Origin of the sequence: Piscinibacter lacus (assembly GCF_016735685.1) — a bacterium.
GTDB lineage: Bacteria > Pseudomonadota > Gammaproteobacteria > Burkholderiales > Burkholderiaceae_C > Aquariibacter > Aquariibacter lacus.
In genome coordinates this window covers 1061969-1074636 of sequence record NZ_JAERRA010000001.1, presented here as the reverse complement: position 1 = coordinate 1074636, position 12668 = coordinate 1061969, and the positions used below count along the sequence as shown (strand labels likewise).

Annotated in this window: 13 protein-coding genes; 6 read left to right on the top strand and 7 right to left on the bottom strand. The window is 74.8% G+C overall.

The features are described from left to right. The first annotated feature begins 66 nt into the window (after nucleotides 1-66). The 6 genes from JI742_RS04935 (at nucleotide 67) to JI742_RS04910 (ending at nucleotide 4434) form a co-directional block, all read left to right on the top strand. On the top strand, nucleotides 67-504 hold the full coding sequence (locus JI742_RS04935) for a DsrE family protein (protein WP_201824466.1): 438 nt from the start codon (nucleotides 67-69) through the stop codon (nucleotides 502-504). Further along, entirely contained in the window at nucleotides 485-1030 is a 546-nt protein-coding gene (locus JI742_RS04930; RefSeq protein WP_201824464.1) for a GlcG/HbpS family heme-binding protein, read from the top strand. The genes JI742_RS04935 and JI742_RS04930 overlap by 20 nt, the downstream gene beginning before the upstream one ends. A 72-nt stretch (nucleotides 1031-1102) precedes the next feature. After that, on the top strand, nucleotides 1103-2203 hold the full coding sequence (locus tag JI742_RS04925) for an MBL fold metallo-hydrolase (protein ID WP_236676787.1): 1101 nt from the start codon (nucleotides 1103-1105) through the stop codon (nucleotides 2201-2203). Next, nucleotides 2196-2732 (top strand): TlpA disulfide reductase family protein, encoded by a 537-nt coding sequence (locus JI742_RS04920; RefSeq protein ID WP_201824462.1) that lies wholly within the window; start codon nucleotides 2196-2198, stop codon nucleotides 2730-2732. Before JI742_RS04925 ends, JI742_RS04920 begins: the two co-directional genes overlap by 8 nt. Before the next feature lie 86 nt (nucleotides 2733-2818). Further along, entirely contained in the window at nucleotides 2819-3181 is a 363-nt protein-coding gene (locus JI742_RS04915) for a hypothetical protein (RefSeq protein WP_236676786.1), read from the top strand. Between the two features lie 128 nt (nucleotides 3182-3309). Beyond that, nucleotides 3310-4434, top strand: coding sequence for a YeeE/YedE family protein (locus JI742_RS04910; protein WP_201824460.1), 1125 nt, complete (start codon nucleotides 3310-3312; stop codon nucleotides 4432-4434). A 41-nt stretch (nucleotides 4435-4475) separates the two neighbouring features. On the opposite strand, the gene JI742_RS04905 is transcribed toward JI742_RS04910, so the two are convergent. The 7 genes from JI742_RS04905 to JI742_RS04875 form a co-directional block, all read right to left on the bottom strand. Beyond that, entirely contained in the window at nucleotides 4476-5291 is an 816-nt protein-coding gene (locus JI742_RS04905; RefSeq protein WP_201824458.1) for an enoyl-CoA hydratase, read from the bottom strand. 44 nt (nucleotides 5292-5335) lie between these two features. Next, nucleotides 5336-6727, bottom strand: a complete 1392-nt coding sequence (locus JI742_RS04900) for a DUF3108 domain-containing protein (RefSeq protein ID WP_201824456.1) — start codon at nucleotides 6725-6727, stop codon at nucleotides 5336-5338. After that, a complete protein-coding gene (locus JI742_RS04895) occupies nucleotides 6724-8547 on the bottom strand; it encodes a M61 family metallopeptidase (protein ID WP_201824454.1) in 1824 nt (607 codons plus the stop codon). The genes JI742_RS04900 and JI742_RS04895 overlap by 4 nt, the downstream gene beginning before the upstream one ends. 40 nt (nucleotides 8548-8587) lie before the next feature. Beyond that, complete coding sequence (locus tag JI742_RS04890) at nucleotides 8588-9049, bottom strand: DUF3429 domain-containing protein (protein ID WP_182660327.1); 462 nt, start codon at nucleotides 9047-9049, stop codon at nucleotides 8588-8590. Between the two features lie 39 nt (nucleotides 9050-9088). After that, nucleotides 9089-10462: an FAD-binding domain-containing protein gene (locus tag JI742_RS04885; RefSeq protein WP_201824452.1), complete on the bottom strand. Its 1374-nt coding sequence runs from the start codon at nucleotides 10460-10462 to the stop codon at nucleotides 9089-9091. Nucleotides 10463-10537: 75 nt separating this feature from the next. Continuing rightward, entirely contained in the window at nucleotides 10538-11311 is a 774-nt protein-coding gene (locus JI742_RS04880) for a DsbC family protein (protein WP_201826374.1), read from the bottom strand. Between the two features lie 104 nt (nucleotides 11312-11415). Further along, nucleotides 11416-12630, bottom strand: a complete 1215-nt coding sequence (locus tag JI742_RS04875) for an FAD-dependent monooxygenase (RefSeq protein WP_201824450.1) — start codon at nucleotides 12628-12630, stop codon at nucleotides 11416-11418. Between the last annotated feature and the right edge of the window lie 38 nt (nucleotides 12631-12668).

The window sequence follows — 12668 nt, the reverse complement described above, 5'->3', positions numbered from 1 at the left end:
GCGGCCTGACACTGCCCTTCCTGCCCGCGCCCGCGCGGCCCATTCTGCTGAACGAGGATTGAGACCATGAAGCCTGCCCTGCCCGCCCCGTCCGCCGCCCGCACCCTGGCCAGCCTGCTGCTGGCCGCGGCGTGCAGCCTGCCCGCCTGGGCCGGTGACAAGGTGGTCTACCACGTCAACGACACGGCCAGCCAGGCCCTGGCCACGCTGCGCAACATCCGCAACCACCTCGACACCGACCCTTCGGCCGAGATCACGGTGGTGACCCATGCCTTCGGCGTCGACTTCCTGATGGAAGGCATGAAGGACCGCAACGAGTCGCCCTTCGACGCCACCGTCGCGGCGCTCAAGTCGCGCGGCGTGAAGTTCGAGATCTGCGAGATCACGCTGAAGAACCGCAACCTGAAGCGCGAGCAGTTCATCCAGGAAGCGGACTTCACCCCCTCCGGCGTCGTGCGGCTGACCAAGCTGCAGAAGGAAGGTTATGCCTACATCAAGCCCTGAGCGCCGCGGCCTCGGCGCCCGTCCGGTCGCGGCCGGCCTGCTGGCCCTCGCGCTCGGCCTGGGCGCGGCAGCCGTCGGTGCGGCCGAAGCGCCGGCCACCTTCGGCACCACCAGCCTGACGCCCGAGACCGCCCTGCGCGCTGCCCAGGCCGCGCTGGAGAGCTGCCGCAAGGCCGGCTTTCAGGCGGGCGTTGCCGTGGTCGACCGCAGCGGCGTGCTGCAAGTCTTCCTGCGCGACCGCTTTGCCGGCGCCCACACCGTCGAGGTGGCGGCCGATAAGGCCTGGACCTCGGCCAGCTTCAAGATCCCGACCATGGCCCTGGCCGCCGAGACCCAGGCCGGCAAGTCCATGAGCGGCATCCGCACCGCCCATGAGCGGGTGGCGGCCATCGGCGGCGGCCTGCCCATCGAGGCCGGCGGCAGCCTGGTCGGCGCCATCGGCGTCTCCGGCGCCCCCGGCGGCGAGGCCGACGAGGCCTGCGCCCGCGCCGGTCTCAAGGCCATCGAGGACGCGCTGGCCTTCTGAGGCCAGCGCCTGCCCGCCCCAGCCCGCCCTGCCCTGCTCGGCCCCAGGCCCACCCGCTCGCGTCGACCCACGATGCTGCCGCCCGCCGCCTCCGCCCCGGACCATCCGGCCGGCCCGACCCGTTCCAGCCGGACCGGCCGCCTGCCGGGTGGCGGGCTGCGCGGCTGGGTGCTGGGCCTGACGCTGGGCCTGATGCTGGGCCTGATGCTGGGCCTGGCCGCGGCAAGCCCGCCGGCCTGGGCCCAGCCGACGCCGGCAGCCCCGGCCCAGCCGGCCGGGCAGGCGGCCGATTTCCTGCCCTCGGTCGAGATCGAGCCCATCGAGGTCGCGCCCGGCGTGTACTACGTGCGCGGCGTCTCGGCCCTGGGTTCGGTGGCCAATGGCAACTACATCTCGAATGCCGGCTTCGTCATCACCGAGACGAGCGTGGTGCTGATCGATGCCCTGGGCTCGCCGCCGCTGGCCGAGCTGCTGCATGCGGCGATTGCGCGCATCACGCCGCTGCCGATCCGGCATGTGCTCGTCACCCACTACCACGCCGACCATGTCTACGGCCTGCAGTACTTCCAGGACCGCGGCGCGCAGGTGATCGCCCAGGCGCGCGGACGCGACTACCTGCAATCCGACACCGCCCGCCGTCGCCTGGAGGAAAGCCGCCTGACCCTGGCGCCCTGGGTGGACGAAAGCACGCGCCTGGTCGCCGCGGACCGCTGGGTCGAGGACCGGCTGACGCTGGAGATCGGCGGCCGCCGCTTCGAGCTGGAGGCCCTGGGCCCGGCCCACACCGGCGACGACCTGGCCGTGCACCTGCCGGCCCTGGGCGTGAGCTTCGTCGGCGACCTGGCCTTCCGCGGCCGCATCCCCTTCGTCGGCCAGGCCAACAGCCGGGCCTGGATCGCCGCGCTCGACCGCCTGCTGGCCCGGCCGCTGGACCTGCTGGTGCCCGGCCACGGCCCGCACACCACCCAGGCCCGTGCCGACCTGCAACTCACCCGCGACTACTTGGTCTTCCTGCGTGAGCAGATGGGCCGCGCCGCCCGCGAGCTGCTGCCCTTCGACGAGGCCTATGCCCAGGCCGACTGGTCGCGCTACAGCGGCCTGCCGCTGTTCCAGGCCGCCAACCGCATGAATGCCTACAACACCTACCTGCTGATGGAGCGCGAGGATGAGTGAATCCCGCCGCCGCCTGCTGCAGGCCGGCCTGGGCAGCCTGCTGCTGCCTGCGGGCCCGCAGGTGCAAGCCGCGCCCGCGACGCCGCCACGGCCCGAGCCGCTGGCGCGGGGCGAGCGGGTCCACTGGCCGCAGCAGCCCCTGGCCCTGCTCGACGGCAGCCTGCTCGACCTTCAGGCCCTGCGCGACCAGGCCGTGGTGCTGGTCTTCTGGGCCAGCTACTGCCCCTTCTGCCGCCGCCACAACCCGAATGTGCAAGCCCTGCACCGGGCCGCGGCCGGCAAGCCGCTGCGGGTGCTGACGGCCAGCTTCGACCGGCCCGAAGCCGCCCGGGCCTACTTGCGCCAGAACCAGTACGACTTCCCGGTGACGCTGGAGGCCAAGCGCCTGGCGCCGCTGTTCAGCACCCGCGACGTGCTGCCGCTGACGGTGGTCGTCGACCGTGGCGGCCGCCTGCGCGAGGTGATCCCCGGCGAGATGTTCGCCGAGGACGTGGCCGAGCTGATCCGCCACGCCGACCGCCCGGCCTGAGCGCCGCGCAGGGTCAGGACCGGACCCGGCCCCTGCGGCGCACCCGGTCTGCCTAGACTGCAGCCCTTGCCCCTCCGAGGACGACCATGGCCCGCTCCCCTGCCTCCGCATCCGTCCGTCCCCGCCTGCCGCGGGCCGCAGCCGCACTGCTGCTGGGCCTGCTGCTCGGCAGCACCGGCCTGCGGGCCGAGCCGGCGATCTTCCAGGGCGCCGACCTGGCCATGGGCCGCAAGCTGATCCAGGAGAACCGCTGCGACGCCTGCCATGCCGAGAAGACCGGCGGCAAGCCGCATGCGATCTACCGCCCCGGCAAGCGCCTGACGAATGCCGGCTACCTGCGCGGCATGGTCGAGCAGTGCAACACCGAGCTGGGCCTCAGCCTCTTCCCCGAGGACGTGACCGCCATCGCCGCGGTGCTCAACCTCGAGCACTACCGCTTCAAGGACTGACGAGGCGCGATGCGCCGCTGCCCCGGCGGGACCGGGGGGGCCGGCGAGCGGCCGGCCGGCCGGCCAGACAGCGGGGGGCGCCCCCCTAGAATCGCGGCCCTCACGCCCCGCCTGCCTTCGAGCGCCCCATGGATCCCGACGTCGCCGCCCTCACCTTCCGCGTGCTTGCCCTCGGCGGGCTGATCGGCCTGGGGCTCGGCGCCGTGGGGCAGTGGTCGCGCTTCTGCACCATGGGCGCGCTGACCGACCTCTACACCTTCGGCGAAGGCAGCCGCATGCGCATGTGGTTGCTGGCCGCCCTGGTGGCCCTGGCCGGCACCCAGGGCCTGCTGGCCGCGGGCCTCTTGCAGCTCGATGCCGCCATCTACTACCAGGCGCGGCTGACCTGGCTGAGCCACCTGCTGGGCGGCGTGATCTTCGGCGCCGGCATGGTGCTGGCCTCGGGCTGCGCCACCCGCTCGCTGGTGCGAGCCGGGGCCGGCAGCCTGCGCTCGCTGGTCGTACTGGTGGTGCTGGCGGTGAGCGCGCAGATGAGCTTGCGCGGCGCCTTCGCCGGCCTGCGGGTCGACGGTCTCGACCGGGTCGCCATCGAACTGCCCCAGGCCGACCTGCCGCGCCTGCTGGCCGCGGGCCTGGAGCTTCCGGTCGACACGCTGCGCCTGGGCCTGGTCGCCCTGCTGTTGGTGGTCGGCGGGCTGTGGATCCTGCGCGGCCGCGCCCACCTGAGCGCGGCGCAGTGGATCGGCGGCGTGGTCGTCGGCCTGCTCATCGTCGCCGCCTGGGTCACGACCGGCCTGATCGGCCACCTGCCCGAACACCCCGAGACGCTGGAAGCGGCCTGGCTCGGCACCGCCAGCCGCCGGCCCGAGGGCCTGAGCTTCGTCGCCCCGGTGGGCGCCACCCTGGGCTATGCCGAGCTGGCCTCGGACCAGAACACCGTGCTGAACTTCGGCATCGCCCTGGTGCTGGGCACCCTGCTGGGCAGCACGGCCAGCGCCCTGCTGCGCCGCGAATTCCGCTGGGAAAGCTTTGCCGGCGTGGGCGACACCGCCCACCACCTGATCGGGGCCGTGCTGATGGGCTTCGGCGGCGTGCTGGCCGTGGGCTGCACCTTCGGCCAGGGCCTGACCGGCCTGTCGCTGCTGACGCTGGGTGCGCCCCTGGCGCTGGCCGGCTTCGCGATCGGCTCCTATGCGTCCTGGCGCTACCTCTCCTGGCGGCTGGAGCAGGCCGCCGTGGTCTGCGGAGGCTGAGGGCACCGCCCTTCGCCCCCGGCCGGTCGCAGCCGGCCGCTTCAGCGGTGCTTGAAGACCGGCTTGCGCTTGGCCAGAAAGGCGGCCATGCCTTCCTTCTGGTCCTCGGTCGCGAACATGGCGTGGAACTGGCGGCGCTCGTAGGCGATGCCCTCGGCCAGCGGGCCTTCGAAGGCGCGGTTCACGCAGTCCTTGGCGGCCAGGATGGACAGCAAGGGCTGGCGGCCGATCGCGTCGGCGGCCTTCTGCGCCTCGTCCAGCAGGCTGGCGGCCGGCACCAGGCGGGCGACGAGGCCTGCGCGCTCGGCCTCTTCGGCGCCGATCGTGCGGGCGGTCAGCACCATGTCCATGGCCTTGGCCTTGCCCACGGCGCGCGGCAGGCGCTGCGTGCCGCCGGCGCCGGGGATGATGCCGAGCTTGATCTCGGGCTGGCCGAACTGCGCGGTGTCGGCCGCGATGATCAGGTCGCACATCATCGCCAGCTCGCAGCCCCCGCCCAGGGCATGGCCGGCCACGGCGGCGATGACGGGCTTGCGGATGCGGCGGATCGTCTCCCAGTTGCGGGTGATGAAGTCGCCGCGGACTGCATCGGCATAGCCCAGGCCGGCCATCACGCCGATGTCGGCGCCGGCGGCAAAGGCCTTCTCGCTGCCGGTGATGACGATGCAGCCGATGCCCTCGTCGGCATCGGCTTGCAGCAGCGCGGCGCCCAGCTCGTCCATCAGCGCATCGTTCAGCGCATTCAGCGCGGCCGGGCGGTTCAGGGTGATCCAGGCGGTGGCCAGCGGCGCGCTGCCGCGGCGGTCGAGCAGCAGATGCTGCGGGGCGGGATCGAAGCGGGGGAAGGCGACAGACATGGCAAGCAGCGGCAAGGCGGCGGCCCGGGGCGGGCCGGAAGCCTTCACTGTAGCGGCTGGGCCGGCGCGCTGGCCGCCGGGCGGGCGGGGCTCCGGGCCTGGCGCGGCAGGCTTTCCAGCTCCAGCTCCAGCCGGCTGCCGCGGCCGTCGGTGACGCGCATGCGCACCGGCATCCAGCGCAGCGAGGGCGCCAGCCAGGCCTCGATGGCATAGGTGCTGGGCTCGCCGGCCCGGCGCGGCCGCAGGTGCCAGGCGGGCACCGGGCCTTCGGGCGTATCGACCGGCTCCAGGCCGACCACGTCATAGGTCCAGCCGTCGACCCGGCGCGGCAGGGCCAGGGTCAGGTCGACGGCATCGCCCGGCGCCAGGGCCCGGGCCTGGCGGGCAAAGCGCCACGCAAGCTGGATGAACTGGCTGGCGCTGTCCTGCACATCGGCCGGCACCTCGACCTGCCGGCCGGTGGGCAGGGTGACGCGGCCGGGGGCGAAGTCCAGCCGCGCGCGGCGCTCGGGCGCGAAGGCGATGCGGTTGCGTTCCTCGTACTGCTCGGGCACCAGGCCGGCGGCCGTGATGCGGCCGGCGCTGGTCGTGCGGCGCTGCAAGAGGGGCGCGAAGCTGGGGCCCACGATCACGTCCAGATGCACCTGGTAGCGCCGGCCCTCGCGCAGCCAGCGCACGGCGGCGCTGCCCTGCACCTCGCCGCGCACCTCGCCGCTCAGGCGGTAGCGGATCTCGGTGGAGGCCGGCCAGGCGAAGCCGTCGATGCGCAGTTCCTCGTCGACCAGCTCGCCTTCGACCTCGCCCGCGGCGACCGCAAGCGGCCCGGCCTGCGCGGGGCCGGATGCCGGGGCGGGGACGCGCGCCGGCCCGGCATCGGCCGCGGCCGGGTCCGACGCGGACGGGGCGCGGTCTGTCGGTCGGCCTGCTGCCGCGGCTCCGGCAACTGCTGCCGAGGCGGGCGGGGCGGGCTCGCCGGGCGGCGCACTTCCCGGGGAGACGTGGGCTTCGGCCAGCGGCTCGGGCGGGCCGGCCGGATCGTGGGCCGGTGGCGCGGCCGCGCCTGCGGCCAGGGCCTCGGCGGGCGCCGGGTCCGCAAGGTCGTCCGGGTCCGGTTCGGGATCCGGGGCCAGCGCCAAGGCCGGCAGCGGGGCAGGCGCGCTGGCCGGCGGCTCGGGCGGCAGGGGGCGGCTGGCCGCCGGCTCGGGCGGCGGCGGAGGGGCCGGGGACGGGGACGGCGCGGGCGGCGCGGGGGCCTGCGGCGGCGTCACCGGCTCGGCAGGCCGCAGGGCGGTGATGAAGTCGGCTTCCATCCGCGCCAGCGGGGCCGCTGCACCGGCCGGCAGCAGCATGGCCAGGCCGTCGAGCAAGAGCCCGTGGACCAGCAGCACGCAGGCGGCCAGGAGCAGCAGGCCGCGGCGGCGCGGGCGCGGGCTCACCGGCCGCCGTCGCGGCCCAGCCAGGCCTCGCGGCGGGCGCGGGCGGCTTCGGGCGCGTCGCTGCGCGGGCTGAGCTTGACGCTGGACTGCACCGGGCCGCTGGCATCGAGCTGCAGCTCCAGCAGACGACGGTCGCGGGCGGCCAGCAGGCGGCGCGGGCCGTGGAAGGCGCCGTAGAGGGCCAGGTCCTCGGCCTTGCCCAGGCGCCAGCCGTCGACGGCGAGCAACTCGTCGCCCGGCGCCAGACCAGCCGCCGCGGCGGCGCCGCCGCGCAAGACGCTGGCCAGTTTGAGCTGGCCGCCCGACTCGCTGAGCCGCGCACCCAGGCGCTGGGCCGGGGTCGGCGCGTCCTCGGACCAGCCCAGGCCGACGCTGCCCAGCAGGCTCGGCAGCGGCAGCTCGCCGCGGCCGTGGACCCAGGCGTCCAGCTCGGCATCCATCGAGCGGCCGGCCACGGCCGCCAGCTCGCGGCGCAGCAGGGCTTCGTCGAGCGCGCCTTCGCGGGTCGAGTCGGCCGTACCGCAGCCGGTGGCGATCCACAGACGGCGCATCAGGGTGTCGAGCGTGCCGCGGCCTTCGCGGCGCAGCGTCAGGTCCAGGGCCAGGGCCACGAGCGCGCCCTTGGTGTAGTAGCTGACCGTCGCGTTGACGGTGTTCTCGTCGGGCCGGTAGTACTTGATCCAGGCATCCAGGCTGGCCTGGGCGACGCTGCTGATCTGCCGGCCCGGGGTGGCCAGCACCTGGTTGATCGTGCGGGCCAGGCCCTTGACGTAGCTGGCCTCGTCGATCAGGCCGGCGCGCACCAGGAAGAGGTCGTCGTAGTAGCTGGTGAAGCCCTCGAAGAACCACAGCAGCTCGGTCGGCTGCTCGCGCGCGTAGTCGTAGGCCACATAGGGCGCGGGCTTGAGGCGCTTGACGTTCCAGGTGTGGAAGTACTCGTGGCTGATCAGGCCGAGGAGCTGGGTCAGGCCCTCGCTGGGGCCCCCGGCGCCGGGGGCGCCCTCCACATCGACCAGGGCGCGGCGCGGCAGGTCGCGCCGGCCGCAGGCCAGGGCCGTGCTGGCGCGGTGCTCCAGGCCGCCGTAGCCCTCGTCGCTGGCGTGCAGCATGAACACGTAGTGCTCGAAGGGCGGCTTCTTCACGCGGCGGCGGCCGCGGGCATCGGTCTCGGCATGCCAGAAGGCGATCTGCGCCTCGCAGATCTGCTGCGTCATGGCCAGCAGGCGTTCGCCGTCGAAGCCCGGCGGCGCACCGCTGACGACGAAGCGGTGCGGCACGCCCTGGGCGCGGAAGCCGCCCGACCAGAAGGGGCCGAGCTCGAAGGGATGGTCGAGCAGCTCGTCGTAGTCGGCCGCCTCGAAGCGGCGCGGCGACTCGCCCTGGCCGGCGGCCGGGCGCATGGCGGTGGCGACCTGCCAGCCGCGCGGCAGCGGGCCGAGCTGCAGGGCCTGGGCCTCGGCCTCGCGGCCGTGCACGCGCAGGCAGAGGCTGCTGGCATTGAAGAAGCCGCGCTGCGCGTCGAGCCAGGCCGCGCGCACCGAGGGGTCCAGGGCATGGGCCTGGTAGCGCAGGGTCAGGGCGCCGCGGCCGCGGCAGTGCACCGTCCAGCTCGCCTTGTCGCGCCAGACGATCTCGCAGGGCTGGCCGCCCTGTTCGGCCTGCAGGCTGTGCAGGTGGCGGGCGAACTCGCGCACCAGGTAGCTGCCGGGGATCCAGACCGGCAGGCTCAGCACCTGAGCCTCCGCCGGCTGCGGCACAGTGAGCGTGATGTGGAACTGGTGGCTGGCGGGCTGGGGCAGCTCGATGCGGTAGCGGATCATCGTCGCGGGCGCGGCGGGCGCCCCGGCAAGGAAAAGAAGCTCAACTGCCGGCCGCGGCCAGGAAGCAGCTCAGGGCGGCCACGGTGCTGAGCCGGAAGCGCAGCGTCAGCCAGGGCGCCAGGCCCAGGGCGGGGTAGCTGCGGCGGTCCACCAGGTAGCAGGCGATCAGCAGCCCGCCCAGCACCACCAGGCCGGCATAGGCCGGCATGGTCAGCCCGATCCAGGCGATCAGGGAAGGCAACACCGCCCAGCGCAGCCGGGCCACGCGCAGCGGCCCTTCGGGCAGGCGCATGGCCAGGCCCCAGTGCAGGCCGCCAAGGAAGCTGGCGATCAGCGCGGCATAGCCGGCCAGGGCATCGACCACATAGGGATGGGCCTCCTCGTTGACGATCCAGACCAGCGCGGCCCCCAGCACGAAGGGCAGCAGGCCGGCCAGGCCCAGGCGGGTGGCCAGCAGGGGCACGGGGCCGGCAGCGTCGGGGGCGGAGGAAGGCGCGGACATGGTGGCGGGTGGGCGGCAGCAGGCGGGAAGAACCGGGCCTCAGCCCGGAAACAGCGACAGTGTGCCCAAGCCGGCGGCCCCCGCTGCGGCCCAGGGCCGCAGCCGATCCTCCAGATGCGGGGCCAGGGCCTGGCTCTGCGCATACCAGCGGCTGAAGGAGGTGCAGGAGCCGGCCGGGTCGGCGAACAGCGGCGGCGGCGCCGGCGGGGCCGCCAGGCCGGCCAGCAGCCTGGCGTAGCCTGACTCGGGGGCCGGCGCGGCGCGCAGCGGCCGGCCCTGGGCGCGCAGGCTTTGCAGCAGGGGCGCGGCATCGTCGATCCAGACCCGGTCGCAGACCGCCGCCATGCGCGCCAGCACCCAGGCCCAGCGCCGCGCCGACCAGGGCCGGGCCGCATGCGCGGGCAGATGCACCAGGCCCAGGCGCTGCGGGCGGGCGCCGGCCGGCGGCTCGCCCAGGGCCCAGGGGTGGACCAGGTCCAGCGCGGCCGTCGCCGCGCCGAGTTCGGCCGGGTCGTCGAGCCGGGGCAGGCCGGCCAGGGCTTCAGCGGGCGGCTCGGCCCAGAGCCCGGGCGGCTCGACCGCCGGATGCGCGCCGGGCTCGGGCCCGCTGGCGCGGCCCTGGCGGGCGAGCTGCTCCAGCGCCTCGTAGCTGCGGTCGATCAGCGTGCCGGCCGAGCGCCAGGTGCGCGAGGCCGCGACCGGCGCATAGCGCGCCACATTGTCGGCATTGAAGAGGTAGGGCTTGGACGAGAAGCTGCCCGCCACCCACTGCCAGCTCAGGTGGTTGCAGGCCAGGTCGCCGTCGAGCAGGTGGCCGTAGAGCCAGTCGGCGGCGACCCGCCAATCGACCTTGCGCAGGTGCACCAGGTAGCTGGCCAGCCACATGCGGGCATGGTTGTGCAGGTAGCCGCTGGCATAGAGCACGCGCACCGCCTGGTCGATCGCCGGCACGCCGCTGCGCGCTTCCAGCACATCGTCGGGCAGGCGGGCGCGGTAGGCGGCCGGGCCGGCGGGCAGGCCCTCGGGCCGCAGGGTGTCGAGGATGGCGTCGCGGCGCCGCGCCCGCACATGGTGGAAGAAGGCGCGCCAGCCGAATTCGAAGACCAGCTTGTCCTCGTAGCCGATGCGGTGGCGTGCGGCCAGGGCGGCCAGGGCGGCGCCCGGCTCGATCAGGCCGTGGGCGAAATAGGGCGAGAGGCCGGAGACCGCGCCGTCCAGCGCATTGCGGCTGCGCGCATAGCTGGCGGGCTTCAGCTCGGCCAGCCGGGCCCAGGCGGCTTGGGCGCTGGGCGGGAAGCGGTGCAGCGCGGCAGGGATGCCGGCGACCCGCAGGGTGGTGAGGTCGGCCGGGCCGGGGGCCCAGGCTTCGGATGCGGCTTCGGGGCCGTCGGGGGACGCGGGGGCGATGCTCATCGCGCCGCAGTCTAGGCAGGCCCCGGCCGCCCTGCCCGCGCCGGGGCTTGGCGGCCGGGCCGCCCGGCCCGGGGCTCAGCCGCCCTTGGCGACTTCGGCCAGGCGACGCTCCAGCTCGGCCGCGGGCACCATGCCCGGCACCCGGCTGCCGTCCTCGAAGACGATGGCCGGCGTGCCGTTGACCTTGAGCTTGCGGCCCAGTTCGAGGTTGCGCTCGATGGGGTTCGCGCAGTCGGCCGCGGCCTTGGCCGGGTTCATGCCGTCGAGCATCCAGCCGCGCCAGCTTGCAGTGCTGTCCTTGGCGCACCAGATGGCCTTGGACTTGGCGGCCGAGTCCTCGCTGAGGATGGGCATCAGGAAGGTGTAGACAGTCAGGTCCTTGGCCTTGCTCAGCTCGGCCTCGAAACGCTTGCAGTAGCCGCAGTTCGGGTCGCTGAAGACGGCGATGCGGCGCTTGCCGGTGCCGGTCTTCCAGACGATTGCGTCCTTCAGCGGCAGGCTGGCGAAATCGATCGCCGTGAGCTTGTTGATGCGCTCCTCGGTCAGGTTGCGGCGGTTGGCCGTCTCGATGATCTGGCCCTGCACCAGGTACTGGCCGCTGGCATCACCGTAGACCAGGTCGCTGCCGATGCGCAGCTCATAGAGGCCGGCGATGGGCGTGGCACGGATCTCGTCGATGCGCGGCAGGTTGGGCAGGCGCTCGGCCAGCACCTTGCGGATGCGCTTGTCGACTTCGGGGTCGACCGCCGCGGCCGCCTGGGCCTGGGCGTGGGCCGGCGGGGGCATCAGGCTGGCAGCCGCCAGCAGGCCCGCGGCCGCGAGCAGGGCCGCCGCGAGGGGGCGGCGCATCAGGAAGGGCGGCAAAGCGGGCATGGCGGACGATCCGATCGAAAAGAAGGAGGGGGAAGGCGCTGCAGGACGCGCCGGGCAGACCCGGCCCGGCCTCGCAAAGTTCAGCCGCCCAGGGCCTGGGCGGCAAGCCAGCGCTTGGCCGGCGGCAGGTGGTCGACCAGACCCAGGCCGAGGTTGCGCAAGCCGGCGAGCAGCGGCTGCGCGGGCGCGAAAAGCTGCCACAGCCCATCGGTGGCCTGGGCCATGGCCGCGGTGGGGCCGGCGCGGCGGCGGGCATAGCGATCGAGCAGGCGCGGATCGTTGGGCGCGCGCCAGGCCTCGCGGACGCGGGCTTCGCCGAGCACGGCCGCCAGGGCGGCGACATCGGCCAGGCCCAGGTTCAGGCCCTGGCCGGCCAGGGGATGCACGACATGCGCGGCATCGCCCAGCAGCAGCCAGGAGGCCGGATCGACGCCCGGGGCGCGCGGGCCGGCCGGATGCAGCGCAGCCTCGGGCACCGGGCCGTGCCAGCGCTCGGCCCGCACCAGGCGCAACGGCCAGCAGGCGCGGGCGGCCGGGTCGGGGTCGGCCAGGCGCAGGGTGCCGGCCACGCCGCCGGTGGCGGCCTGAAGCTCGGCTTCCAGCGCCTCGGCCGGCGCCTCCCGCAAGGCCTCGGCCCGGGCCTGCGGCAGCGACCAGACCAGGCCGTAGCCGGCCGCCGCCGGGCCGGCGGCGCCATCGAAGGGCAGCAGGGCCAACACCTCGGGCGAGGCCAGGGCCTGCCAGGCCCGGCCGCGGTGCGGGCGGTCGGCCTGCAAGCGGGTGGCAAGCGCAGCCTGACCGTAGTCGCTGCGCTGGAAGCGCGCGCCCCAGCGGGCGGCGGTCTCGCCGTCGCGGCCTTCGCACAAGGCCTGCAGCGGCGCGGCACAGGCATGCTCGACAGCCTGCACATGCGGGGCGTAGCGCAGCGCGGTGGCCAGGGCACGGTCGAGCGCAGCGGCATCGACGATCCAGGCCAGGGCCTCCAGCCGCTGCTGCCAGGCGCTGAAGGCGAGCTGGCCGCCGCGGTCGCCCTGCACCGCCATCTCGCGCACCGGGGTGATGGCGCCGGGCTGCTCGGCCAGGGCATCCCACACCCGCAGGGCCTGCAGCAGGCGGCGCGAGGCGGCATTGAGCGCATAGGTGCGCGGATCGGGCCGGGTGCTGGCCGGCCGCGCCGGGCCGGCGGCCCAGGCCACCGCCAGGCCCTGCCGGGCCAGGGCCAGGGCCAGGGCCATGCCGACCGCGCCGCGGCCCTGGATGCACACGGCCGGTTCCGGGGCGCTGAGGGGCTTCATCCGGGACATTCTAGGAAGACCCGGCCTGCCCCTGCGGC

Coding starts and splice junctions, on each gene's coding strand:
- JI742_RS04925 (WP_236676787.1), top strand. CDS start 1,103: ATGCTGCCGCCCGCCGCCTCCGCCCCGGACCATCCGGCCGGCCCGACC.
- JI742_RS04910 (WP_201824460.1), top strand. CDS start 3,310: ATGGATCCCGACGTCGCCGCCCTCACCTTCCGCGTGCTTGCCCTCGGC.
- JI742_RS04920 (WP_201824462.1), top strand. CDS start 2,196: ATGAGTGAATCCCGCCGCCGCCTGCTGCAGGCCGGCCTGGGCAGCCTG.
- JI742_RS04875 (WP_201824450.1), bottom strand. CDS start 12,630: ATGAAGCCCCTCAGCGCCCCGGAACCGGCCGTGTGCATCCAGGGCCGC.
- JI742_RS04930 (WP_201824464.1), top strand. CDS start 485: ATGCCTACATCAAGCCCTGAGCGCCGCGGCCTCGGCGCCCGTCCGGTC.
- JI742_RS04905 (WP_201824458.1), bottom strand. CDS start 5,291: ATGTCTGTCGCCTTCCCCCGCTTCGATCCCGCCCCGCAGCATCTGCTG.
- JI742_RS04935 (WP_201824466.1), top strand. CDS start 67: ATGAAGCCTGCCCTGCCCGCCCCGTCCGCCGCCCGCACCCTGGCCAGC.
- JI742_RS04885 (WP_201824452.1), bottom strand. CDS start 10,462: ATGAGCATCGCCCCCGCGTCCCCCGACGGCCCCGAAGCCGCATCCGAA.
- JI742_RS04880 (WP_201826374.1), bottom strand. CDS start 11,311: ATGCGCCGCCCCCTCGCGGCGGCCCTGCTCGCGGCCGCGGGCCTGCTG.
- JI742_RS04915 (WP_236676786.1), top strand. CDS start 2,819: ATGGCCCGCTCCCCTGCCTCCGCATCCGTCCGTCCCCGCCTGCCGCGG.
- JI742_RS04895 (WP_201824454.1), bottom strand. CDS start 8,547: ATGATCCGCTACCGCATCGAGCTGCCCCAGCCCGCCAGCCACCAGTTC.
- JI742_RS04890 (WP_182660327.1), bottom strand. CDS start 9,049: ATGTCCGCGCCTTCCTCCGCCCCCGACGCTGCCGGCCCCGTGCCCCTG.